22 protein-coding genes are annotated in these 22,698 nt (G+C 74.3%); 16 read left to right on the top strand and 6 right to left on the bottom strand.

Features of this window, described 5'->3' with window-relative positions; translation table 11 throughout:
- Positions 1 to 159 precede the first annotated feature (159 nt).
- From ACIPLC_RS33835 to ACIPLC_RS33820, 4 genes are all read left to right on the top strand, one after another.
- Positions 160 to 483: a hypothetical protein gene (locus ACIPLC_RS33835; RefSeq protein WP_400476867.1), complete on the top strand. Its 324-nt coding sequence runs from the start codon at positions 160 to 162 to the stop codon at positions 481 to 483.
- Positions 480 to 1,673, top strand: a complete 1,194-nt coding sequence (locus tag ACIPLC_RS33830) for a glycosyltransferase (protein ID WP_400476866.1) — start codon at positions 480 to 482, stop codon at positions 1,671 to 1,673. Before ACIPLC_RS33835 ends, ACIPLC_RS33830 begins: the two co-directional genes overlap by 4 nt.
- A 146-nt stretch (positions 1,674 to 1,819) precedes the next feature.
- Positions 1,820 to 2,794 carry an ATP-binding cassette domain-containing protein gene (locus tag ACIPLC_RS33825; RefSeq protein ID WP_400476865.1) on the top strand — a complete coding sequence of 325 codons (975 nt, stop codon included), beginning with the start codon at positions 1,820 to 1,822 and terminating at the stop codon, positions 2,792 to 2,794.
- 22 nt (positions 2,795 to 2,816) lie between these two features.
- Entirely contained in the window at positions 2,817 to 3,581 is a 765-nt protein-coding gene (locus tag ACIPLC_RS33820) for an ABC transporter permease (RefSeq protein ID WP_400476864.1), read from the top strand.
- Between the two features lie 177 nt (positions 3,582 to 3,758).
- On the opposite strand, the gene ACIPLC_RS33815 is transcribed toward ACIPLC_RS33820, so the two are convergent.
- From ACIPLC_RS33815 to ACIPLC_RS33795, 5 genes are all read right to left on the bottom strand, one after another.
- Positions 3,759 to 4,343 carry a DinB family protein gene (locus ACIPLC_RS33815; RefSeq protein WP_400476863.1) on the bottom strand — a complete coding sequence of 195 codons (585 nt, stop codon included), beginning with the start codon at positions 4,341 to 4,343 and terminating at the stop codon, positions 3,759 to 3,761.
- Between the two features lie 451 nt (positions 4,344 to 4,794).
- A complete protein-coding gene (locus tag ACIPLC_RS33810; RefSeq protein ID WP_400476862.1) occupies positions 4,795 to 6,093 on the bottom strand; it encodes a PLP-dependent aminotransferase family protein in 1,299 nt (432 codons plus the stop codon).
- Positions 6,090 to 7,025 (bottom strand): alpha/beta hydrolase, encoded by a 936-nt coding sequence (locus tag ACIPLC_RS33805; protein WP_400476861.1) that lies wholly within the window; start codon positions 7,023 to 7,025, stop codon positions 6,090 to 6,092. Before ACIPLC_RS33805 ends, ACIPLC_RS33810 begins: the two co-directional genes overlap by 4 nt.
- A 148-nt stretch (positions 7,026 to 7,173) precedes the next feature.
- On the bottom strand, positions 7,174 to 8,004 hold the full coding sequence (locus tag ACIPLC_RS33800; protein WP_400476860.1) for a class I SAM-dependent methyltransferase: 831 nt from the start codon (positions 8,002 to 8,004) through the stop codon (positions 7,174 to 7,176).
- 49 nt (positions 8,005 to 8,053) lie between these two features.
- Positions 8,054 to 9,154, bottom strand: a complete 1,101-nt coding sequence (locus ACIPLC_RS33795) for an alpha-hydroxy acid oxidase (protein ID WP_400476859.1) — start codon at positions 9,152 to 9,154, stop codon at positions 8,054 to 8,056.
- A gap of 174 nt (positions 9,155 to 9,328) precedes the next feature.
- Between ACIPLC_RS33795 and ACIPLC_RS33790 the strand changes: the two genes are divergently transcribed.
- The 12 genes from ACIPLC_RS33790 to ACIPLC_RS33735 all read left to right on the top strand — a co-directional run bounded on the left by ACIPLC_RS33790 (position 9,329) and on the right by ACIPLC_RS33735 (position 21,195).
- Positions 9,329 to 10,765, top strand: coding sequence for a class I adenylate-forming enzyme family protein (locus ACIPLC_RS33790; protein WP_400476858.1), 1,437 nt, complete (start codon positions 9,329 to 9,331; stop codon positions 10,763 to 10,765).
- A gap of 34 nt (positions 10,766 to 10,799) precedes the next feature.
- Positions 10,800 to 11,081 (top strand): phosphopantetheine-binding protein, encoded by a 282-nt coding sequence (locus ACIPLC_RS33785; protein ID WP_400476857.1) that lies wholly within the window; start codon positions 10,800 to 10,802, stop codon positions 11,079 to 11,081.
- On the top strand, positions 11,078 to 11,332 hold the full coding sequence (locus tag ACIPLC_RS33780) for an acyl carrier protein (RefSeq protein WP_400476856.1): 255 nt from the start codon (positions 11,078 to 11,080) through the stop codon (positions 11,330 to 11,332). Before ACIPLC_RS33785 ends, ACIPLC_RS33780 begins: the two co-directional genes overlap by 4 nt.
- Positions 11,329 to 12,477 carry a beta-ketoacyl synthase N-terminal-like domain-containing protein gene (locus ACIPLC_RS33775; protein ID WP_400476855.1) on the top strand — a complete coding sequence of 383 codons (1,149 nt, stop codon included), beginning with the start codon at positions 11,329 to 11,331 and terminating at the stop codon, positions 12,475 to 12,477. The genes ACIPLC_RS33780 and ACIPLC_RS33775 overlap by 4 nt, the downstream gene beginning before the upstream one ends.
- 61 nt (positions 12,478 to 12,538) lie before the next feature.
- On the top strand, positions 12,539 to 13,186 hold the full coding sequence (locus ACIPLC_RS33770) for a hypothetical protein (protein WP_400476854.1): 648 nt from the start codon (positions 12,539 to 12,541) through the stop codon (positions 13,184 to 13,186).
- Between the two features lie 256 nt (positions 13,187 to 13,442).
- Positions 13,443 to 15,065, top strand: coding sequence for a class I adenylate-forming enzyme family protein (locus ACIPLC_RS33765; protein WP_400476853.1), 1,623 nt, complete (start codon positions 13,443 to 13,445; stop codon positions 15,063 to 15,065).
- Positions 15,062 to 16,342, top strand: coding sequence for a beta-ketoacyl-[acyl-carrier-protein] synthase family protein (locus ACIPLC_RS33760; RefSeq protein WP_400476852.1), 1,281 nt, complete (start codon positions 15,062 to 15,064; stop codon positions 16,340 to 16,342). The genes ACIPLC_RS33765 and ACIPLC_RS33760 overlap by 4 nt, the downstream gene beginning before the upstream one ends.
- Before the next feature lie 42 nt (positions 16,343 to 16,384).
- Positions 16,385 to 17,371: a 4-hydroxyphenylpyruvate dioxygenase gene (hppD, locus tag ACIPLC_RS33755; protein ID WP_400476851.1), complete on the top strand. Its 987-nt coding sequence runs from the start codon at positions 16,385 to 16,387 to the stop codon at positions 17,369 to 17,371.
- Positions 17,372 to 17,403: 32 nt separating this feature from the next.
- Positions 17,404 to 18,318, top strand: a complete 915-nt coding sequence (locus ACIPLC_RS33750) for a phytanoyl-CoA dioxygenase family protein (protein WP_400476850.1) — start codon at positions 17,404 to 17,406, stop codon at positions 18,316 to 18,318.
- A 155-nt stretch (positions 18,319 to 18,473) separates the two neighbouring features.
- On the top strand, positions 18,474 to 19,415 hold the full coding sequence (locus tag ACIPLC_RS33745; RefSeq protein ID WP_400476879.1) for a thiamine pyrophosphate-dependent dehydrogenase E1 component subunit alpha: 942 nt from the start codon (positions 18,474 to 18,476) through the stop codon (positions 19,413 to 19,415).
- Positions 19,412 to 20,380 (top strand): alpha-ketoacid dehydrogenase subunit beta, encoded by a 969-nt coding sequence (locus ACIPLC_RS33740; RefSeq protein WP_400476849.1) that lies wholly within the window; start codon positions 19,412 to 19,414, stop codon positions 20,378 to 20,380. Before ACIPLC_RS33745 ends, ACIPLC_RS33740 begins: the two co-directional genes overlap by 4 nt.
- 26 nt (positions 20,381 to 20,406) lie before the next feature.
- Positions 20,407 to 21,195 (top strand): DUF3050 domain-containing protein, encoded by a 789-nt coding sequence (locus ACIPLC_RS33735; RefSeq protein ID WP_400476848.1) that lies wholly within the window; start codon positions 20,407 to 20,409, stop codon positions 21,193 to 21,195.
- Positions 21,196 to 21,311: 116 nt separating this feature from the next.
- Here the strand turns inward: ACIPLC_RS33735 and ACIPLC_RS33730 are convergent, their stop codons facing one another.
- Positions 21,312 to 22,583 (bottom strand): acyltransferase, encoded by a 1,272-nt coding sequence (locus ACIPLC_RS33730; RefSeq protein ID WP_400476847.1) that lies wholly within the window; start codon positions 22,581 to 22,583, stop codon positions 21,312 to 21,314.
- Positions 22,584 to 22,698: the final 115 nt, after the last annotated feature.

The raw sequence follows: 22,698 nt of genomic DNA, 5'->3' as shown, positions 1-22,698 counted from the left end.
AAGTGATCTCGGGCCCTTCACCGTCGCGTTCGCCTCCGGGGCCGCCGAAATCCGCCTCCGGGGCCGACGCGTTCACCCCCGTGCCGTCGAGCAGGTGGGAGACCCCCTTCGATGTCCGATGCGATGTCCCGTGCCAGGTCCGATGCAACATCCGATGCGATGTCCGATGCGATGTCCGCCACGTCGTCCGACCGTGAACCGCACCACCCCGCCGCGCCGTTGCACCCCGAGCTGGTCGCGCTGCTGGTCGAGGCCGCCGGGGCGCCGCCCGGCTGGGCCGACGGGCTGACCCCGGAGGCCCGGCTGGACGGCGACCTGCTGCTCGACGAGGGCGAACTGGCCGCGCTCGCCGGGCGCCTGCGCGAACGCTTCGGCCCGGCGGCCGACCTGGCCCGGCTGCGCGCCGGGCTGGACCTGGCCGCCCTGGAAGCGCTGACCGTCGCCGACGTGCAGAAACTGATCCCCGAGGAGGGTGCGCGATGACCCGGTTCCTGCTGGTGATGCCCCCGTTGACCGGGCACGTCAACCCTGCGGCGGGCATCGCCGCCGAGTTGACCGCGCGCGGACACGACGTCGCCTGGACCGGCACCGAGTCGGTGCTGCGCCCGCTGCTCGGCCCGCAGGCCCGGGTGCTCGGCACCGGCACCCGGGCGTTCCGGGCGCAGGGCGGGCACGGGCTCGCCGCGCTGCGTTCGCTCTGGCAGGGCTTCATCGTCCCGTACGCGCGGTTCACCGCGAAGCCGCTGGACGCGATCGTGCGGGAGTTCCGGCCGGACGTCCTGCTGGTCGACCAGCACACCCCGGCGGGCGCGCTGGCCGCCCACCGGCACGGCCTGCCGTGGGCGAGCTTCGCGCCCGGGGCGATGGAACTGGGTCGCCCGTACCAAGGGTTGCCGCAGGTGGAGGCATGGATGACCGACCTGCTGCGCGGGTTGTGGGAGCGCGCCCGGCTCCCCGCGCACGAGTACGTGGACCCGCGCTTCTCCCCCGCCCTGGTGCTGGCGACCACCGGGCCCGCGCTGACCGGTGACGCGGCGCCGCCCCCGCACCACGCACTGGTCGGGCCGGTCCGGTCCGTCCGGCCGGCCGACCCGGACTTCCCGTGGGACCGGCTGCTGCCGGGGCGTCGGCGGGTCCTGGTCACCATGGGCACGCTGGCCGGCGAACTGGGCGCGGACTTCCACGCAAGGGCAGCCCGGGCGCTGGAGCTGTGCGGCGACGACGTGCAGCCGGTGTTCGCGGCCCCGCGCGAGCTGCTGCCCGAGCTGCCGCCGCAGGCCGTCGCGGTGGACCGGGCGCCGGTGCTGGAGCTGATGGCGCGCGGCGCGCTGGACGCGGTGCTGTGCCACGGCGGGATGAACACCGTCGGCGAGGCCCTGACGCACGGCCTGCCGCTGGTCACCGCGCCGATCCGGCACGACCAGCCGTTCGTCGCGGCGCAGGTGGCGGCGGCCGGGGCCGGGTTGCGGGTGCCGTTCGCCCGGGTGACGCCGGAGCGGCTGGCGCAGGCCGTGCGGGCCGTGCTGGACACGGCCGACTACCGGCGCAGCGCGGTCCGGGTCGGCGAGGCGCTGCGCGCAGGCGGCGGGGCGGCGGCCGCCGCGGACCGGCTGGAGGCCCTGGCGGCCCGCGCCGGGCAGGACTTCCGACAGCCGCTACCGGGGATCCTGTAGCAGACCGGAAGATCAACGTCCATTGGTCTAGGCCATTGTCTCCGGGCCGGAGTTCGGCCTAGGGTGGCGCCCAGCACCGCCTTCGCAGGTGCCGAGCACCGCCTTCCCAGGTGCCGTGGCAGCCCATCCCCGCACGGGAGTTCCGGTTGATCGAGACCACGGGACTGCGCAAGTCCTATCGCAAGAAGACCTCCCGCAAGAGCGGCGAGAACCCCACCGTCGACGCCGTACGCGGCATCGACCTGTCCGTCGACGCGGGCGAGATCTACGGTTTCCTCGGGCCCAACGGCGCCGGGAAGACCACCACCCTGCGCATGCTGGCCACCCTGATCCGCCCGGACGGCGGTCGGGCCAGCATCGCCGGGGCCGACCTCTTCACCGACCCGGCCGGTGTACGCCGCCGGATCGGCTACGTCGCCCAGGGCGGCGGCACCACCGACACCGTCAGCGCCCGCGAGGAGCTGGTGCTCCAGGCCCGGATGTACGGCGCCGCCAAGGCGCAGGCCGTCCAGGCCGCCGAGGGCGCGCTCAAGGCCTTCGACCTGACCGAATTCGGCGACCGCCCGTGCGCCACCTACTCCGGCGGCCAGCGCCGCCGGGTGGACATCGCGCTCGGCGTCATCCACGAGCCCCGGGTGCTGTTCCTGGACGAGCCCACGGTCGGGCTGGACCCGGCCAGCCGGGCGTACGTGTGGGAGGAGATCCGCCGGCTGCGCACCGAGGGCATGACCGTCGTCGTCACCACGCACTACCTCGACGAGGCCGACGCCCTGTGCGACCGGGTCGCGATCGTCGACCACGGCCAGGTGGTGGCCGAGGGCACGCCCGAGGTGCTCAAGCGCGAAATCTCCGGCGACGTCGTGCTGCTCGGGCTGGAGCCCGGAGAGGGCGTCGCCGAGCGGGCCGCCGAGGTGCTGCGCCCGCAGCCGTACCTGCACCGGCTGGAGTTCAGCGGGGAGGACGGACTGCGGCTCTACCTGGAGGACGGCGCGGCGGCCATCCCGCAGCTGCTGCGCGCGCTGGACGGGGCGGGCGTGACGCCCGACACCGTCCAGCTCCAACGCCCCAGCCTGGACGACGTGTTCCTGGCCCGCACCGGCCGTTCGCTCCAGCAGTCCTGACCCGCCCATTCCTGGGGAGACCATGAAGCTCGCCCGCGACACCTGGCTGGTCTTCCAGCGCCAGGTGCTGCTGATGATCCGCACCCCGATCTGGATCGCCGTCGGGATCATCCAGCCCGTGTTCTACCTGCTGCTGTTCGCCCCGCTGTTGAAGAAGGTGCTCGCCCCCGACGGTGCCAGCAGCTACGCCGACGCCTACCAGGTGTACGTGCCGGGCCTGCTGGCGGTGCTGTGCATCTTCGGCGGGCTGTTCACCGGCTTCAGCCTGCTCGGCGAGCTGAAGGCCGGCATCATCGAACGCTCCCGGGTGACGCCGGTGAGCCGGCTGGCGCTGCTGCTCGGGCGGGCGCTGCGGGAGATGGTGGCGCTGCTGGTGCAGGCCGTCCTGATCACCCTGATCGCGCTGCCGTTCGGGCTGCGGGTGAGCCCGCTGAACCTGCTGCTCGCCTACCTGCTGCTCGGGCTGCTGGCGCTGATGACCTCGGCGATCTCCTACGGCATCGCGCTGATGGTGCCGACGGACGCGGCGATGGCGCCGGTGGTGAACACCATCGCGCAACCGATCGCGCTGCTCTCGGGGGTGCTGCTGCCGCTCACCCTGGCGCCGCACTGGCTGCAGCAGACCGCCAAGTGGAACCCCTTCTACTGGGCGGTGGAGGGCATGCGCGCGCTGTTCTCCGGCCACATCGGGGACAGTTCGGTGTGGCAGGGCCTGCTGGTCGTCGTGGTGATGACCGTGCTGTCGGTGTACTGGTCGGCCCGGCTGTTCTCCACCCGGGTGCGCTGAGACACGGACGGCTGAGACACCGACAACTGGGACGCGCGCGACGAAAGGTGTGACTTCAACGGATAGTCTGCGAGTCCGCCGTCTGCGACCTGGGGTTTCGACTTGTCGTTTGCGAGCCGTTCCGAAGGCTACTTTGCGAGGTGCCGTCCGGCGGTGGTGACCGTAGGCGACGGATCACTAAGCCTTGATTGATGCGGCCGACCTGGCGGCCTGCTCGATCTTCGCGCAGTAGGCTGCACGGGCTTCCTCGTCGATCTGCTTCTCGTGTTCGGGGCGCATCCCGGTCCGGCCGTCGAGGCCCTCGCGCAGGATATCGGCGTGCCCTGCATGCCGGTTGGACTCGCCGAGGACATGGACCATGACGGCGAACAGGTTCGTGTTGGAATAGGGCTCCGGCCACCACGGCACGTGGCCGGGGGCGTCGAGGGGAAGCTCGTTGATCGTCGCGTCCGAGTGTTCCCACGTGCGCCGGTAGAACCCGATGATCTGATCGCGGGTCTCGTCCTCGGCCGCCCACAGATCGCTGCCGTCGGAGTCCTGCCACCGGGGCAACGGTTCCGGGGAAGGGCGGTCGAAGACCTCACCGAAGTACCTGGCCTCGACGCTGGCCACGTGTTTGACCAGGCCGAGGAGGTTGGTCCCGGTCGCCGTCAGAGGCCGGCGGGCGTCGTATTCGGACAAGCCGTCAAGTTTCCAGAGCAGCGCCTCGCGGTCTCGCCGCAGTCTCCCGTGAAGGTTGTTCTTCGCGAATTCGTCGATCATGCGGCCTGAGCCTGCCATGGGCTGCTCGTGGTCTCAAGATCCCGTACGTGGTCCGCAACGACTGGCAGAGCCGAGGCCTGGCCATGGCCGCTCCCCCAACGGCCACGAAACCTCCGTATCGCAGACCAACCACGTACCGACCCAGCGACGCAGCCAGCCATCCGCCAGCCGAAGGCGATCCCACTCGGCGGCATCACCCGCGTACGCCACCACCAGGTCGTCCACACCGCACCCATCGGACCCAGCCGAAGAATCCACCTGTTCCACAGCACCACGGCCACACTCCCCAGCACTGCCAGAGACAGCACATGACCGCTACTCAGCGTGACTCGACTGGCCCCCGGGCCGCCGCTCGCAAACTACAGCTCGGATTCGCAATCTATTCGATCGAAGTCACGATAGGAGGGGCCCGGCTCGCGAGCCGGGCCCCTCCTATCGTCGCGCGCGTCGTTCAGGAGGCGATGAACGCCGCCAGCTTTCCGACACCGTCGATGATCTGATCCTGCGTCAGTGAACTGATCGAGAGCCGGAGGCGGTGCTCCCCCCCGCCCGCCGGGTAGAACGGCGCCATCGGCGTCCACAGCACCCCGTACTCGCGGGCGCAGCGTTCCATCGCCGCGTCGTCGGCGGCGAAGGGGACGGTCAGCACGGCGAAGAAGCCGCCCTCGGGGCGATTCCAGGACACGCCCGGGCGGCGCCGCCCGGAGGCCGGGAAGTGCCGCTCCAGCTCCCGCAGCAGGGTGTCCATGCCGGCCGCGTAGTGGGCCGTGGCACGGGCGTTGGCGGCGCGCAGCCGACAGTCGTGGCGCAGCAGCATGCCGCCGATGACGGCCTGGCTGAGCGCGGGCGTGTTGACCGTCGTCATGCTCTTCAGCTTGGCCAGTTCGTCCGCCAGCAGGGTGCGCCGCCCGCCGGGGCCGGCCACCTCCTGGTCGGCCACGACGTAGCCGAGGCGGGCGCCGGGGAAGCAGGTCTTGGCGAAGGAGCCCAGGTAGACCACCTGACGGCGGCGGTCGAGCGCCTTGAGCGTCGGCCGCTCCCCCGGGTCACGGGCGAAGAAGCCGTACGGGTTGTCCTCGATGACGAGCAGGCCCTCCGCGGCGGCCGCGTCCAGCAGCCGGGTGCGGGCGGCGACGGGCATGCTGGTGCCCGAGGGGTTGGCGAAGTCCGGGACGACGTAGAGGGCGCGCGGGCGGCGGCCCTCGGCCCGGACGGCCCGGGCGGCGGCGCGGACGGCCTCCGGGTCGGGGCCGCCGACCGGGCCCTCGGGGACCGGGAGGGTGGTCAGGTCCAGCAGCCGGGCGGCGCCGGTGACGCCGACGTAGCAGGGCGAGCTGACCAGCAGGACGTCGTCCGGGCCGGCGCACAGGGCGCGCAGGGTGAGCAGCATGCCCTCCTGGGCGCCGACGGTGAGCACCAGGGCCTCGGGGGCCACGGCCAGGCCCTCGTCGTTGGCGAGGGTGCGGGCGACCAGGTCGGCGATGATCCCCTTGGTGGGACCGTACTGGAACAACGCGGTGCGCACGGCCGCCCGGTCGAGGCCGCGGGCCGCCAGGTGGGCGAGGTAGGTGTCCAGATAGGCGGGGACGTCCTCGGGTTCGAAGAAGCCCTCGTAGGGGCGGCCGGGGGCGAAGGAGACGGCGTCGGGGTAGCGGGTGGTGACCTCGTTGAGGAAGGTCATCGCGTCCAGCAGCGGATCGGCCAGGCTAGCGTGCAGGTCGGCCAGGGGCAGGGGCTCGGGCGCGCTCATCGCAGGGCCTCGCGCAGCCGCTCGGCGGCGTAGCGCTGGGCGTCGGCGGCCGCGTCCAGGGTGCCGGTCATGGCGAAGAAGCCGTGCGGCTGGCCGGCGTAGCGGCGGCTCTCCACCGGGACGCCGGCCGCGCGCAGCGCCTCGGCGTACTGCTCGCCCTCGTCGCGCAGCGGGTCGTACTCGGCGGTGATGACGGTCGCGGGCGGCAGGCCGGCCAGGTCGGGGGCGCGCAGCGGGGAGGCATGCGGGTGGGCGCCGTCGGCGGGGTCGGCCAGGTAGTGGCCCCAGTACCAGGCCACCGAGCGGCGGTTGAAGAGCAGCGGGTCGTCGTGCTCGCGCAGCGAGGGGGTGTCGGCGGCGTGGTCGGTGTTGGGGTAGACGAGCAGCTGGTGGCGCAGGGCCGGGCCGTCCTCGTCGCGGGCGATCAGGGTGAGGGCGGCGGTGAGGTTACCGCCGGCGCTGTCGCCGCCGACGGCGAGCCGGCCGGGGTCGACGCCGAGGTCGCCGGCGTGTGCGGCGAGCCAGTACAGCGCGGCGCGGCAGTCGTGGACGGCTGCGGGGAAGGGGTGTTCGGGGGCGAGCCGGTAGCCGACGGAGGCGGTGACGCAGCCGACCGTGTTGGTCAGCCGGCGGCAGATCGCGTCGCTGGTGTCCGGCGAGCCGAGGGCCCAGCCACCACCGAACAGGTAGAGCAGGGCCGGAAGTCGGCGGCCGGGCGGCTCTGGGCGGTAGAGCCGCAGGGCGAGTTCGCCGCCCGGGCCGGGGATGCGGTGCTCCTCGACGGCGGCGACCGGCTCGGGGCTCCCGGCCGCGGCGCGGATGTCGGCGAGGTCGGCGGCGCGGGCCTCGGCCAGGGTGAGGGTGTAGAGCGGCGGTGCGCCGCTGCTCGCGCGCCGGGCGCGCAGGGCCTCGGCCTGGGGGTGCAGGGGCATGGGCGGTCCCGTTCGGTGCGGATCCGGTGCTGTTCCGGTGCGGAGGAGTCGGCGGGCGGGCTCAGGGCCCGAGGGCCTCAGGGTCCAGGGGCCTCAGGGTCCAGGGGCCTCAGGGTCCAGGGGCCTATGAGCTCAGGAACCCGAGGGCCTAACGATCGGCTTCGACGTAGACGGTCTCGTCGGTGCGGAACGCGGTGTCGAGGTCGGCGACGTCGGGGCGGGCGCCCTGGCGGTAGGCGCAGTGGCGGATCCGCTCGGGTTCGAAGCCGGCGAGGGTGAGGACGTGGCGCAGCTCGTCCAGGTCGTAGATCCACTGGTGCCCGTAGTAGCGGAAGATCTGGTTGACCAGGAAGGCCGGGCGGGCGGGCATCGGCGGGCCGAAGCCGAGGGTGGTGAGGCGGCGGCGGTGCTTGGCGAGGAAGTTGTCCCCGTTGACGTAGCCAGCCAGGTAGCGGGCGAGGTCCGGGGTGGTGAGGCGCAGCACGCCGCCGGGGCGCAGGACGCGGCGGGCCTCGCGCAGCCAGCCGACCGCGACCGGCATGGTGACGTGCTCGATCAGGTGCTCGGCGTAGACCCAGTCGACGCTGGCGTCGGCGAAGGGCAGCGGCCGGCCGATGTCCAGCTGGGTGAACCAGCGGTCGCCGTCGATCCGGTAGAGGGTGCCGGGTTCGGTGGCGGCGCCGGGGCTGCGCAGGGTGGTGAGGTCGGTGCCGAGGCCTTCCGGGTGGGCGGTCCGGAAGGCGGCGAACTCGATTCCGGTGAGGCCGAGTTCACGGAATCCGGCGTGGTCGCGGGGCAGCCCGCCGGGGTGCGCTTCGAGCTGGTCGCAGGTGGCGACCTGCTCGCTGAAGGCGTCCAGGCGGGTGGCGAGGCCGTCGGGGTCGTCCCAGTCCCAGCCGGGGAAGGGGGTGTTCTGTTCGGGCGTGTGGGCCTGTTCGGGCGTGTGGGGCTGTTCGGGTGCGGGGGCCTGTTCGGTCATCTGCTGTTCTCCATCCAGTACGGACAACGCGGTGCGGGCGCCGCGCGGTTCAGCCGGCCGGGCAGGGCCAGGGGGCGAGGGCCGTGCGGTCCAGGTCAACGAGCCGGGGGCGGCCCAACAGGGCCATGGTGTGCTCCAGTTCCTCGCGCAGCAGGTCGAGGACGCGGTGCACACCGGCCTCCCCCTCGGTGGCGAGGCCCCAGAACACCGGGCGGCCGACCAGGACGGCGCGGGCGCCGAGGGCGAGCGCGACAGCGATGTCGGCGCCGGTGCGCACCCCGCCGTCGAGCAGCACCGGCAGGTCGGCGGGTACGGCGTCGACGACCTCGGGCAGTGCGGCCAGGGAGGGCAGTGCGCCGTCGAGTTGTCGCCCGCCGTGGTTGGAGACCACGACGGCGTCGGCGCCGTGCTCGGCGGCGAGGCGGGCGTCCTCGGCCGTCAGGATGCCCTTCAGGACCAGCGGCAACCGGGTGCGGGAGCGCAGCCAGTCGAGGTCGGCCCAGGTCAGGGTGGGGTCGAACTGTTCGCGGGCGTGCTCGGCGATGCCCGATCCCCCGTCCGTCGCGCGGTGGCTGGCGGACATCAGGGCCTGGTCCAGGTTGACGGCGCGGACGGCAGGCGGGATCGCGAAGCCGTTGCGCAGGTCGCGCAGGCGGCGGCCGATCCTGGGGGCGTCCACGGTCAGGACGAGCGCGGAGTAGCCGGCCGCCTCGGCCCGTTCGACCAGGGCGGCGAGCGCGGCGCGCTCGCGCAGCCAGTACAACTGGAGCCAGAGCGGGCCGGTGGCGGCGGCGGCGATCTCCTCCAGCGTGCGGCTGGCGAACATGCCGGCGACCAGCAGGGCCCCGGCGCGGCCGGCGGCGCGCGCGGTGGCGGTCTCGCCCTCCGGGTCGACCAGCCGGTGGTAGGCCATCGGGGCGACGCCGACCGGCAGGCCGAGCGGCGCGCCGAGCAGCGTGCGCCCGGGCGAGCAGTCGGAGACGTCGACCATCGTGCGCGGGCGCAGTGCATAGCGTGCGAACATTTCCCGGTTCGCCGCCACGGTGCGTTCCGTGCCGCTGCCGCCTTCGATGAAGTCCCATATTTCCGGGGAAAGTTGGGCGCGCGCGGCGCACTCGATCCCGGCCAACGTGAGTTCTCCCACGGGCATCCTCGATTCCGGGCGGCCACGCGTGGACCAGCCCCGGTTCGGCAGCGTAGGAGCAACAACCACATTGGTATAGACCTTGATTTGACCAAACGTCTGTGCAATCGTCTGGCAACGGAATTGACCGTTTTGGTTGTGAACGGCGTCCATGTCAAATCCCCTCACTTGTGTGGAGCGGTGTTGACCGGCATTTCCCCCTCTTCACTTCCGCCTTCCTCACCGCCGCACGCCGACGCCCCGGACGCCTGGGTCGACCGGCTGCTGCTGGCCGGTCCTGGAGGCGAGGAGTGCCTGCATCTCGGCGTACCACTCGACCGGGACGCCCTGCGCGCCCTGGTCGACGACCAGGCCGCGCAGCTCGCCGCGGCCGGACTCGGCCCCGGCGGCACGGCCGCGCTACGGCTGCCGCCCTCGGTGGCGTTCGTCGCGGTGCTGCTGGCGTGCTGGCGGCTCGGCGCCCAAGTGGCGCTGCTCGACCACCGTTTGACCGACCACGAGGTCGACGCGGCGGTGGCGCGGCTGGCCCCGCAGGTGCTGGTAGGCTCCGCCCACCGGCCCGCGGCGGCCCTGCGCGGCTTCTCCGAGGTCGAGCCGGTGGCCGTCCGACTGCCGGGCGGACGCCCGGCCCGCACCGGGCACGCGCTGATCCAGCTCAGCTCCGGTTCCACCGGTCCGGCCAAGGTCATCGCCCGCACGGCCACCGACCTGCTCCGCGAACTCGACTGCTACCGCAGGCTGGCGGAGTTCCCCGGCGAGGGCGAGCGGGTCGTCCTGCTGTCCTCCGTGGTGCACGTGCTCGGCCTGGTCGGCGGACTGCTCAACAGTCTGCACGCCCGTGCCGCGCTCACCGTGCCCGAGCGGATGACGGCGGCGGGCATCCTCGCCGCGGTCGCCGCCGGCGACCGGCCGACCACCGTCATCGGGGTGCCCTTCCACGCCGAACTGCTGGCCGGCGCCGTCACTCCCCCGGCGCTGCCGGGGCTGCGGCGGATGATCGTGGCCGGCGAGCTGGTCCGCCCCGGCCTGCCCGCGCTCTTCGCCCACCGCTACGGCGTCCCGCTCGGCACCATGTACGGGATGACCGAGACCGGGGTCATCGCCACCGATCTGTCCGGCGCGCTCCACCCGGCCAAGCAGCCCGTCCACGGGATGCGGCTGCGGCTGGTCGCGGGCGAGCTGCGGATCGGCGCGGCGGCCTCGCCCTACCCGGGGCTGGACGACCCGACCCGCTGGTCGGACGGCTGGCTGCACACCCGCGACGCGGCCGGACTCGACCCGGCCACCGGCCTGGTCACCGTCCTCGGCCGGCTGGACTCGCAGGTCTCGATCGGCGGCCTCAAGGTCGACCTCACCGAGGTCGAACAGGCGCTCACCGCGCTGCCCGAGGTCCGCGAGGCCGTGGTGGTCTTCGAGGACGGCGCGATCGAGGCCTACCTGGCCACCGAGCCCGACGCCGACCTCGCCCTCGTCCAGGACGGGCTGGCCCGCCGGCTCGCCGCCTACAAGCGGCCGCGACGGCTCGCCCTGCTGCCCCGACTCCCCCGTACCGCCACCGGAAAACTCCTGCGCGACCCGGCCGCCCTGCGCACCACCGCCACGGCCGCCGCGCGCTGATCCACCGCACACACCCCGACAAGGAGCCCACACCATGCAGGACCGCGTCCGCGAGTTCGTCCTCGCCTCGCTCACCGAGATGCAGTACGACGTCTCCGAGGTCACCGGGGACACCGACCTCGGCCCGGCCGGCCTGGACCTCGAATCGCTCGCGCTGGCCGAGCTGTCGGTGCAGGTCGAGGACGAGTTCGGGATCAAGTTCGACCTCGACGAGATGGAGACCACGGCACTGATGACGCTCGACGAGTTCACCGCCGACGTCGTCAAGCGGATCGCCGCCGCCACCGCCACGGTCACCGCCGGCAGCCCGGCGTGAGCGGCTCCGCCCTCCCCGACCGGGCCGAGGTCCGCACGATGCTGGCGGCGTTCGGGCAGCGCGCCGCCGACACCGTGCCAGATGACCTCGGATCGCTCGAACTCACCTGGCTGATAGCCGAGTTCGAGCAGCGCTACGGCATCCAGGTGGACCTCGACGACGACCGTTTCGGCGCCGTCCGAACGGTCGACGACGCCACCGAACTGCTGCGCGCGGCCGTCCTGGCCGACCGTGTGGGCGCCCGGCCATGACCACCGGCGCGCCCTCCGCGCACCGGCCGCGCGGCCGGCCGGTGGTCACCGGGCTCGGCGTGCTCAGCGCCGCCGGGCGCGGACTCGGCCCGCTGACCGAGGCCGCCGCCCACGGCAAGACCGCCTTCGGCCCCGTCACCCGCTTCGACGTGAGCGCCCGCCGCACCACCCGGGCCGCCCTACTGCCCGACGACGTGCCGCTCGCCCACACCTTCCCGCTGGCCCGCGCGGTGCTCGACGCCGTCGGCCAGGCCTGCCACCAGGCCGGACTGACCGCCGTCGACGGCGCGGACACGCCCGTCCTGCTCGCCCTGCACAGCGACGAACGGACCAGGGGCACCGCCGACGCGGTGGCCGCCGGCGTCCGCGCCGCCTGGGGCACCGCGGGCGTCACCCGGGTGTACACCGGCGCCTGCGTGGCGGCCGCGACCGCCGTCGCGGACGCCGCGGCGCTGGTGGCCGCCGGGCGGCACGAGCGGATCCTGGTCGCGGCCGGGCACCTGGTCGAGCCGGGCGTGTTCGCCGTCTTCGACGCCGGGCGTGCCCTGGCCCGGGACGGCGAGCTGCGTCCGTTCAGCACCGGGCGGACGGGCACCCTGCTCGGCGACGCGGCCGCCGCCGTGCTGGTCGAGGCCGCCCCGGCCGCCGAACGGCGCGGCGCCGCCGTGCTCGCCCGGCTGGCCGGCTGGGGCCGGGCCGGCGACGCCCACCACGTGTGCCGCCCCGAACCGGACGGCGCCGGAGTCGCCCGGGCCGTCGAGGCCGCGCTCGCCCGCGCGGGCGTCTCCCCGGCCGAGGTCGGCTACGTCAACGCCAACGGCACCGGCTCCACCCTCGCCGACCAGGCCGAGGCGAGCGCGCTGCGCCGGATCTTCGGCGCGCACACCGCCGAACTCCCGGTCAGCTCCAGCAAATCCGTCCACGGGCACGCCCTGGAGGCCTCCGCCCTGCTCGAACTCGCCGTCACCATCGGCGCGTTGGGCACCGGCCTGCTCCCGGTCAACGCCGGCTGGCTCGGCCCCGACCCGGACGTCGGCCTGGACCTCGTCCTGGACGGCCCCCGCGCCGCCCGCCCCCGCTACGCACTCAGCCTCAACTCCGCCTTCGGCGGCGCCAACACCGCCCTGCTGGTGGCCCCGGCATGACCGGCCACCGGCCCCCACCCGCCGTCCGACGGCGCCGACCCCGTACCCCGGCACCCACACCATGACCACCGATGCCACACCCCCCGACGCCACGGACTCCGGCGTCACACCCGCCCCGATCGCCGCCGGCCTGCGCGTCCTCGCCCAGGCCCGCCGACCCGACCCCGGCTCGACCGACCCCGCCCTGGCCGGCCCGCCACCACCGCTGCCCGGCTTCGCCGCCTCCGGCTTCAACCCGCTGGTCGCCGACACCGCCGACCGCTGCCTGCGCGCCCACCACGGCGCCCCGCCCGCCCCCGGACGGACCGCACTGCTGCTGGCCAGCACCGGAGGCGACCGCGCGACCGCGCGGGCCATCGACCGGAGCGCCGAACCCGGACGGCGGCCCGCACCCCTGCTGTTCTTCCAGTCCAACCCCAACGCCGTCCTCGGGCACATCGCCGCCCGCTGGGGCCTGACCGGCCCCGTCGTGGCGATCAGCCCGGCCCGCGCCGAACCCGGACAGGTGCCCGCGGACGCGCTCGACCTCGCGGCGCTGCTCCTCGCGGACGGCGACGCCGACCAGGTGCTGGTCATCGCCGCCGAACAGGGCGACGACGAACAGGGCGAGGACGAACAGGGCGAGCACGGCGACCACGCGGTGGCCGTCCTGGTCACCGGCCGAACCGGCCGAACTGACGGAACTGACGGAACTGACGGAACCGACTGAACCGTCCGACCGCCGCCGGCCGTAGCCACGGACGAGGCCCGACGCCTGAAGCAGCCACACCCGGCAGACCAGCGCCCGGCCCCGTCACTCACCCGGACCCCGTCGCACCCGCCGACAGCCCGGCGGCAACCCGCCACAGTCGGCGAACAGCCCGCGACACCCCGCCGACACCCTTCGCCGCCCGAGCGGCCGCCCGACCCACGCCAACCGATCAGCCGCCCGGGCCGTCTCCGGCCCCGAGGGAGGGATCCACCCCGTGACCATCCGCAGTGTCCGCAGCCTGATCGCGGACGACCCCGACGTGGGCGCCGGCAACGTCCTGACCGCCCGGCTCGCACTCGGCCTCGGCCTCGACGAACCGCTGCTGACCTTCGACACCCCGGTGGACGACCACCCCGCCTGGCAGCCGCTCACCCTGCGCGAGCTCGACCGCGCCGTCCGGGCCCGCGCCGCCGCCCTGCACGCCCTCGGCATCACCCGGCGCGACCCGGTCGTGGTCTACGCGAGCGACGCCGCCGACCACGTGCTCGCCTTCCTCGCCCTGACCCGGCTCGGCGCCATCCCCGCGCTGCTCAACCCCAACGTGGACGGCGAGCGGGCCGCCCGCTACATCGCCCGCCTCGGCGCCGTCGGCGTCCTCGCCGACCCCGCGCACCTGGCCGCGCTGGCCGGCCACGACCCCGGCGCGCCGCTGCTGCCCGAGATCTCCACCCTCGGCGCGGGCGACCCGGACACCACCCCCGAGCCGTACCGGCACTGGTCCGGCGACCCGGTGGCGATCACCCACTCCTCCGGCACCACCGGGATGCCCAAGGCCGTCGTCCACTCGCACGCGAGCCTGTACGCGGCGATCCGCCACCGGCTGCGGCTGCCCCGCCCGCAGGGCCAGGACCGGATGCTCAGCGCGCTGCCCGCGCCGCACGCCGCCACCCTGATCGCGCTCAACCTCGCACTCAGCTCGCACACCGAACTCGCCGTGCTGTCAAGGCAGTCCGGCGCCGGGGTGCTGGACGCGGTCGAGCAGTGGCGACCCACCGGGGTGATCGGCTTCGCCGCCACCTGGGCCGAACTCGCCCACCACGACCTGGCCGCCCGGGACCTCGCCACCGTCGCCCTGTGGTGGAACACCGGCGACTGCGCGCACGAGGTGCACATCCGCCGCCTGATCGCCACCGGCAGCCGGGAGTCCGTCACCCGCGCGGGCCGCACCCGGACGCCCGGCTCGCTGTTCGTGGACGGCCTGGGCTCCACCGAGATGGGCCACTCGCACTTCTTCATCACCCACGGCCCCGGCACCGAGCGCTACGGGCGCTGCGTCGGGCGCCCGCACGCCTTCGTCGACTGCGAGGTGGTCGGCCCGGACGGCGAGCCGCTCGGCCCCGGCGAGGTCGGCGAGCTCGCCACCTCCTCGCCGACCCTGGCGCTCGGCTACTGGAACGACTCGGCCACCACCTTCCGCACCCGGATCCGCGGCCGCTTCCTCACCGGCGACCTGATGTACCGGGACGAGGAGGGCTACTACTACCACGTCGACCGCGCCGTCGACTCGGTCGAACTCGGCGACGGCAAGCGGCTGTTCACCGCCATGTCGGAGGAGCGGGTGCTGGCCGCCCGCCCGGACGTGGCGGACTGCACGGTGGTCGCCGTCCGGGACGGCGAGCGCGTGGTCACCGACGTGCTGCTGATCCTCGCCGCCGACGCCGACCCGGCCGCCGACCGGACCAAGGACGTCATCGCCGCCCTGGACGAGGCCGCCGCCGCGACCGTCCGCCAGGTGCTGGTCGTCTCCGGGGACGACATCCCGCTCGGCCCCACCGGCAAGGTCCGCAAGGTGCTGCTGCGCCAGCGCTACCTCGACGCCGCGGCCGGTGCCCGATGACCGGCCCCGAGGGCGCCGTCGTCGCCCGCCGTGAGGGCGCCGTCGTCACCGGCCTCGGCCTGGTCTCGCCGCTCGGCCGCAAACCCGCCGAGGTGTTCGACGCGCTCACCGCCGGGCGCTCCGGGCTGACCGCCGTCCCCGAGGGCCACGCCGCGCACGGCTGGCTGCCCGCCGCCGGGATCGCCCCCGCCGTGGACGGCCGCGAGGTGCTGCCGCCCACCGAGACCCGCTGCGTGGACCGCTTCGTGCTGCTCGCCCTCGCCGCCGCCGACGACGCGCTCGCCGACGCCGGCCTGGTCGTCGGGCGGGACGTCGACCCGCACCGCACCGCCGTGGTGCTGGCCACCGGCGGCGGCGGGCTGGAGACCTTCGAGCAGCAGTCGCACCGCCGGCTGGAGCGCGGCCGCCCCGGCGTCAGCCCGTACCTGCTGCCGGGCATGCTCTCCAACATGGCCACCGCCCGGATCGCCATCAAGCACGGGATCCGCGGCTACAGTTCGGCCGTGGTGACGGCCTGCGCGGCCGGCGCCCAGGCCGTCGCCGAGGGGCTGCGGCTGATCCGCTCCGGCGACGCGGACGTGGTGGTGTGCGGCGGCACCGAGTCCTCGCTGCACCCGACCATCGCCGCCGCCTTCACCAACGCCCGTGCGCTCGCCCAGGGTTGGGACGATCCGGAGCAGGCCAGCCGGCCCTTCGACACCCGCCGCAACGGCTTCGTGCTCGGCGAGGGCAGCGCCGTCCTGATCCTGGAACGCGCCGAACACGCCGACGCCCGCGGCGCCGCCGGGTACGCGGACGTCATCGGCTGGGGCGCCTCCACCGACGCCCACCACCCGACCATGCCCCGCCCCGACGGCTCCGGCGCCGCCGACGCGATGCGCGCCGCGCTCGCCAACGCGGGCCTGGCGCCGGGCGACATCGACTACGTGAACGCCCACGGCACCGGCACCAAGCTCGGTGACGTGGCCGAGACCGCCGCCCTGCACGCCGTCTTCGGCGCGCACCCGCCCGCGGTCAGCTCCACCAAGGGCGCCACCGGCCATCTCCTCGGCGCCGCAGGCGCGTTGGAGGCTGCGGTGACCGCCCTGGCGGTGGCGAGGGGGACGCTGCCGCCGACCCTCAACCTGACCGACCCCGACCCGGCCTGCGACCTGGACCACGTCCGGGGCGGAGCCCGGTCCGCACCGGTGCGCGCCGCGCTGAGCAACGCCTTCGCCTTCGGCGGCCACAACCTCAGCCTGATCCTCGGCCCGGCGTCCACCCGGGCCGCCAGGTAGCGCGCCGATCCACGCCCTTCCATCCCTCCGGGGGAGATCCCGTTGTCCATCCAGTCCATCACCCACGTCGAGTTCCACTGCGCGGACGCCGACAAGACCGCGGCCGGGCTCTGCGCCGACTTCGACTTCACCGCCGACGCCCCGGCGACCGCACCGGACGGCGCCCGCACCATCCGGCTGCGCCAGGGCTCGATCCGGATGCACCTGGCCTCCGCCGCCGACCCCGACCACCCGGTGGCCGGCTTCGTCGCCCGGCACGGGGACGGCGTCGCCGCCCTCGCCCTCGCCTGCACCGACCCGCAGGCCGCCCTGGAGCGCGCCGAGCGGCACGGCGCCCGCGTCCTGGACCGGGCCGGCGGGCTGATCGCCGGCTTCGGCGACACCGCCCTGCGGTTCGTGCCGCTGCGCACGGCCGACCCCACCGACGAGCCGGGCCTGCTGGACGCCCTGGACCACGTCGCGATCTGCGTCCCGGCGGGCGAACTCGCCGACGCCGTAAGGTTCTGCGAGGCCGCGCTCGGCTTCCACCGGATCTTCGGCGAGTACATCGAGGTCGGCCGGCAGGCCATGGACTCCAGCGTGGTGCAGAGCGCCTCCGGCGAGGTCACCTTCACCCTGATCGAGCCGGACACCACCCGGCGGCCCGGCCAGATCGACGAGTTCCTGGCCTCCCACGACGGCGCCGGGGTGCAGCACCTCGCCTTCCGCACCCGCGACATCGCGACCGCCGTCCGGACCGCCCGGGCCCGCGGCGTGGAGTTCCTGAGCACCCCGGGCGCCTACTTCGACGCCCTGGCCGAGCGGTTCGGCGAGACGGCCATCCCGGTGGAGACCCTGCGCGACCTGCACGTGCTGGTCGACCAGGACCACGGCGGCCAGCTGTTCCAGATCTTCGTCCGCTCCACCCACCCGCGGCGGACGTACTTCCTGGAGCTGATCGAACGCCAGGGCGCGGGCACCTTCGGCACCGCGAACATCAAGGCCCTGTACGAGGCCGTCGAGCGGCAGAGCTCCGACGCCGCCGTCTGACCGCCGCCCACAGTTCAAGAAGGGCACACACCATGACCACCGTCGCCGAGTTCCGCCTCAGCGAGGCCGAACGCGCCCTGCTGCCCACGCCCGAGGAGGTGGCCCACTACCGCGAGCACGGCTGGTACCTGTCCCGGAAGCTGTTCAGCGACGAGGAACTGGACACCCTCCAGGCCGCCACCGAGCTCTACTACACCGGCCACCGCGACCGCGAACTGCCCGCCCGCCCGCCGCGCCTGGCCGCCTGGGAGCCCTCGCACGGCCCGATCCAGCGGCACAACGACTACGTGCACTACGAGAGCGACGCCATCGGCGCGATCCTGCGCAAGCCGCTGATCGGCGCGGTGGCCGCCCTGCTGGCCGGCGCCGAGGAGATCCGGGTGTTCCAGGCGACCCTGATCCACAAGCCGCCGGTGCCCGGGGAGCCGAGCAACCAGGTGCCCTGGCACTTCGACAAGCACTACTGGCAGACCTCCACCTCGGAGCAGATGCTCACCGCGTTCATCCCGTTCCACGACTGCCGCGAGGAGAACGGCACCATCACCATGGTGGACGGCAGCCACCGCTGGCGGGAGCTGGACTCCGGCGAGGACTCCACCCGCCACTTCGCCGACCGCGACCGCACCGAACTCGACGACATCCTGGCCGCCAACGCCGCCCACAACGGGCAGCGGGTGCACACCGTCCCGATGCACATCCCGCGCGGCCACATGTCCTTCCACCACTGCCGCACCTATCACGGCAGCGGCCCCAACCTGGCCTCCTTCCCGCGCCGGGCCGTCTCGCTGCACCTCCAGGACGGCGCCAACGAGTACCGCCACCACACCCGGGCGGACGGCGGCCCGGTGGTGTACAACCACGACGTGCTGGTGCGCCGCACCGCCGACGGCCGGCCCGACTACGCCGACCCGCAGTTCTGCCCGACCATCTGGCGAGGGGCGCTGTGACGGCTCCCCCGACGACCGCCGCTCCCACGACCGCCGCTCCCACAGCCGCCGCTCCCACGACCGCCACCCTGACCGCCCCCGCTCCGGCGGCCGCGCCTCCCGGCACCGGGTCTCCCGGCACCGCGCCGCTGGACACACCGGCCGAGCGCTACCGGATGCTGCGGCTGATCCGCGGCTTCGAGGAACTGGCGCTCGGCCTGGTGAAGTCCGGCGCGATCCCCGGCGGCATCCACCCGTACATCGGGCAGGAGGCCGTCGCGGTCGGCGTCTGCTCGGCGCTCGGCCCCGCCGACCGGCTCACCAGCACCCACCGCGGCCACGGCCACGTGCTCGCCCGCGGCGCCGCACCGCACCGGCTGCTCGCCGAACTCGCGGGCCGCGTCGACGGGTTGAACGGCGGCCGGGGCGGCTCGATGCACGCCGCCGACCTCTCGCTGGGCATCCTCGGCGCCAACGGCATCGTCGGCGCCGGCGCCCCGATCGCGGTCGGCGCCGCCTGGGCCGCCCGGCAGGCCGGGGACGGCCGGGTGGCGGTGGCCTTCTTCGGCGACGGCGCGCTCAACCAGGGCGTGCTGCTGGAGTCGTTCAACCTCGCCGCGATGTGGCGCCTGCCGGTGGTGTTCGTCTGCGAGAACAACGGCTACGCCACCACCCTGCCCGCCGCCACCGCGGTCGCAGGCAGCGCGACCGGGCGGGCGGCCGCCTTCGGCATCCCCGCCGAGGAGGTGGACGGCATGGACACCGAGGCCGTCCGCGCCGCCGCCCTGCGCGCGGTGGAGCGGGCCCGGGCCGGCGGCGGCCCCGGCTTCCTGGAGTGCCGCACCTACCGCTACGAGGGCCACCACACCATGGAACGCCGGATGAAACTGCACTACCGCACCCCCGAGGAGGTCGAGGCCTGGCGCTCCCGCGACCCGCTCCCCCGGGCCGCCGCCCGACTGGAGCGGCCCGCCGTCGCCGAACTCGACGAAGCGGTGGCCCGCCAGCTCGCCGCCGCCGAGGAGTTCGCCCTCGCCTCCGAACACCCCGACCCGGCCGGCGCGTCGGACCACCTGTACGCCGACGGCCTGCGGCCCCGAGCCGGGGCGGTGGCATGACCAGGCTCTCGTACACCAAGGCCCTCAACCGGGCGATCGCCGACGAACTCGCCGACGATCCGGCGGTCTGCGTCTTCGGCGAGGACATCGGCGCCGGGATGGCCGGCCCGACGCTCGGCCTGCTGGACCGCTTCGGGCCCGAACGGATCGTCGACACCCCGCTGTCCGAGCAGGCCTTCACCGCCATGGCGATCGGCGCCGCGCTCGCCGGGCGGCGCCCGGTGCTGGAGTTCCAGATCCCCTCGCTGTTGTTCCTGGTCTTCGAGCAACTCGTCAACCAGGCCCACAAGTTCTCGCTGATGAGCGGCGGGCAGGCGAGCGTCCCGCTGACCTGCCTGGTGCCCGGCTCGGGCTCCCGGGACGGCTGGGCCGGGCAGCACTCCGACCACCCCTACAGCCTGTTCGCGCACGCCGGGGTGAAGACCGTGGTGCCCGCCACCCCGACCGACGCCTACGGGCTGCTGCGCTCCGCCATCCGCGACCCGGACCCGGTCGTGGTGTTCGCGCCCGCCGCCGCCCTCCCGGTGCGCGAGACCGTCACCTGGGACCTCGCGCCGATCCCGCTCGGCCGGGCCCGGATCCACCGCCCCGGCACCGACGTGACCGTGGTCGCCGTCGGGCACCTGGTGCACGACGCGCTCGCCGTGGCCGAGGAGGTCGCCGAGGACATCTCGGTCGAAGTCCTCGACCCCCGCACGCTCTACCCCCTGGACTGGGCCGCGCTCGCCGCCTCGCTCGAACGCACCGGCCGGCTGGTCGTCTACGACGACTCCAACCGCAGCTGCGGCTTCGCCGCCGAGGTGCTGGCCACCGCCGCCGAGGAGATGCGGCTGATCGCCCCGCCCCGCCGGGTCACCCGCCCCGACGGCGCCGTCCTGCCGTTCGCCCCCGCCCTCGACCGCGCCCTGCAGCCCGGCCGCGAGCAACTGCGCCACGCCCTGCACGCCGTCCTCAAGCACCCCTGACCACCCCCCTGACAGAAGGAGTCGCCTTGTCCACCAACCGCTACCACTGGGACCGTTCGCACCCCGGCCTGACCAGCCTCCAGCAGGCCATCGACCCGCTGCGCCGCGAGGTGGTCGGCCACGGCGTGTACGGCGGGCTGACCAGCATCGGGCGCGTCCGCACCTTCCTGGACAGCCACGTCTTCGCGGTCTGGGACTTCATGTCGCTGCTGAAGAGCCTGCAGCGCGACCTCACCAGCGTCGAGGTCCCGTGGGTCCCGAGCGGGCCGACCGCCAGCCGCCGGCTGATCAACGAGATCGTGCTGGTCGAGGAGAGCGACGAACTCGGCGAGGGCTACACCAGCCACTTCGAGCTGTACGTCGAGGGCATGCGGCAGGCCGGCGCCGACCCGGGCCCGGTCGAGGAGTTCCTGGGGCTGCTGGGCGCCGGCACCGACGTGCCGCAGGCGCTGAAGGCCGCCGCGGTGCCGCAGGCCGCCGTCGACTTCACCGGCACCACCTGGTCGATCATCGAGAACGCACCGGTGCACTGCCGGGCCGCCGCCTTCGCCTTCGGCCGCGAGGACCTGATCCCGGACATGTTCGCCCAGGTGGTCGGCATCGACGACCCGGACGGCGTGCTCACCGTCTTCAAGGACTACCTGGCCCGGCACATCGAGGTGGACGGCGAGCAGCACACCCCGATGGCGATGCAGATGCTGATCGACCTGTGCGGCGACGACCAGGCCAAGTGGGACGAGTGCGCCGAGACCGTCCGCACCGCGCTGCGCGCCCGGGTGCAGCTGTGGACGGCGATCGAGGCCGCCTTCGCGTAACGGCCGGGGCGCGGCTCGTGCCACGCGGTGCGGCTCGCGCCTTGTGCCACGCGGTGCGGCTCGCGCCGCGGGCGTGTCTCCCGCCACGAGGCGCGGCTCGGACCACGGGTCGCGCCTCAGACCACCTTCGGCACGGCGGCGGCCGACGCGGGCAGTTCGTCCGCCGCCGCCCGGAACCGGTGCAGCGCGGCCCGGCCCTCCGCCCCCCGCACCCGGGCGGCGAGCCGGGCCGGCAGCACGACGGTGGTCAGGTGTCCAGCGCCGCCGAACCCCTCGACCGTCCAACTCACCCAGGGCAGCGGATAGTTGGCGGCCGGGCTGAAGAACACCGGCCGATGCCCCTGGAAGCTCACCCGATAGGCCCCGAACCGGCTCCAGTTGGAGAAGCTGAACCGGCGCTCCTGCGGGTCGAAGCCCAACGGCACGCAGTCCCGCAGCCGGGAGCGGCCGAGCGAGGCCAGGAAACCGAGATTGGACCGCAGGTTGAGGTGGGCGGCCGGGAACTCCTCGACCGCCGCCCGCAGCGCGCCCGCGAGCGCCGCCGGGCCGTCCTCGGGCTGGTGCGGCAGGTGGACGTCACCCAGCAGATTGCCCACCAGGGCGGGTGAAAGCCCGAGCCAGCGCCGGGCGTTGACCGGGACGGTCAGCCAGCGCTCCGCCTCGTCACCGTCCAACTCCCTGATCGTGCTGACGACATGGGCGCAGAGCACGTCGCCGGAGGAGAGCCGTCGGCCGGCCGCCACGCTGAACTCCGCGCGCATCCGCTCGACTTCGGCGTCCCCGAAGTAGATCTGGACGGTCCGGTTGGCCCGCGGGCCGACCGCCACCTCGCGGGCCAGCAGCTGCGCCTGCGCCGCCGAGGGCACCCGGAAGCCGGGCCGTCCGCAGTCCTCGGCCGGGAGCACCCGGTCCAGCAACGCGTCCTGGTCCTCGACCAGTTCGGCCTCCGGCAACTCCTCGTCCTCGACCGCCGCCGACCAGATCCGCAGCAGCAGCATGAAGCTGTGCAGGTCGCCGATCGCGTGGTGCCAGGAGCAGCCCAGCACCGTCCCGCCGTCGCCGGTGCGGGTGACCCGGACGGTGAGCAGCGGGACGCCGCCGCCGCGCGCGGCCGGGGCGTCCACCGGATCGACCAGCGCGGAGCCGGCGGCCGTCACCCGGCCCATCGCCTCGGCGAGCGTGCCGTCCACGGTGTAGACGTCCAGCGGGACGCCGGAGTCGTCGCAGACCGCTTCGAGGGCGCCTCCCCCGCCGGTGCGCAGCCGCCCGGCGAACACCGGCACCCGGTCCAGCGCGCGGGCCAGTCCGGCGGCCAGCCGGTCGTCGTCCAGCGGCCGGTCGAAGTAGAACAGGACCGAGACGGCGAGGTCCGCCAGCATGGTGTCCATCAGGCCGCAGTGCAGCACCGTCCCGGGGGCGCGGCCGGCCCTGACAGTCCGGGATCTTCGCAACACCGGCCAACTGCTCATGCGTTCCGTCCCCGGTTGTTCGGCGGGTGGCGTG

The sequence above is a fragment of the Kitasatospora sp. NPDC086801 genome, assembly GCF_044745805.1.
GTDB lineage: Bacteria > Actinomycetota > Actinomycetes > Streptomycetales > Streptomycetaceae > Kitasatospora.
Note: the sequence above shows the minus strand (reverse complement) of the source record. Positions and strands in the feature narration are given on the sequence as shown.

Coding starts and splice junctions, on each gene's coding strand:
- ACIPLC_RS33835 (WP_400476867.1), top strand. CDS start 160: ATGTCCGATGCGATGTCCGCCACGTCGTCCGACCGTGAACCGCACCAC.
- ACIPLC_RS33830 (WP_400476866.1), top strand. CDS start 480: ATGACCCGGTTCCTGCTGGTGATGCCCCCGTTGACCGGGCACGTCAAC.
- ACIPLC_RS33820 (WP_400476864.1), top strand. CDS start 2,817: ATGAAGCTCGCCCGCGACACCTGGCTGGTCTTCCAGCGCCAGGTGCTG.
- ACIPLC_RS33815 (WP_400476863.1), bottom strand. CDS start 4,343: ATGATCGACGAATTCGCGAAGAACAACCTTCACGGGAGACTGCGGCGA.
- ACIPLC_RS33810 (WP_400476862.1), bottom strand. CDS start 6,093: ATGAGCGCGCCCGAGCCCCTGCCCCTGGCCGACCTGCACGCTAGCCTG.
- ACIPLC_RS33805 (WP_400476861.1), bottom strand. CDS start 7,025: ATGCCCCTGCACCCCCAGGCCGAGGCCCTGCGCGCCCGGCGCGCGAGC.
- ACIPLC_RS33800 (WP_400476860.1), bottom strand. CDS start 8,004: ATGACCGAACAGGCCCCCGCACCCGAACAGCCCCACACGCCCGAACAG.
- ACIPLC_RS33795 (WP_400476859.1), bottom strand. CDS start 9,154: ATGCCCGTGGGAGAACTCACGTTGGCCGGGATCGAGTGCGCCGCGCGC.
- ACIPLC_RS33785 (WP_400476857.1), top strand. CDS start 10,800: ATGCAGGACCGCGTCCGCGAGTTCGTCCTCGCCTCGCTCACCGAGATG.
- ACIPLC_RS33775 (WP_400476855.1), top strand. CDS start 11,329: ATGACCACCGGCGCGCCCTCCGCGCACCGGCCGCGCGGCCGGCCGGTG.
- ACIPLC_RS33770 (WP_400476854.1), top strand. CDS start 12,539: ATGACCACCGATGCCACACCCCCCGACGCCACGGACTCCGGCGTCACA.
- ACIPLC_RS33760 (WP_400476852.1), top strand. CDS start 15,062: ATGACCGGCCCCGAGGGCGCCGTCGTCGCCCGCCGTGAGGGCGCCGTC.
- ACIPLC_RS33750 (WP_400476850.1), top strand. CDS start 17,404: ATGACCACCGTCGCCGAGTTCCGCCTCAGCGAGGCCGAACGCGCCCTG.
- ACIPLC_RS33745 (WP_400476879.1), top strand. CDS start 18,474: ATGCTGCGGCTGATCCGCGGCTTCGAGGAACTGGCGCTCGGCCTGGTG.
- ACIPLC_RS33740 (WP_400476849.1), top strand. CDS start 19,412: ATGACCAGGCTCTCGTACACCAAGGCCCTCAACCGGGCGATCGCCGAC.
- ACIPLC_RS33730 (WP_400476847.1), bottom strand. CDS start 22,583: ATGGACACCATGCTGGCGGACCTCGCCGTCTCGGTCCTGTTCTACTTC.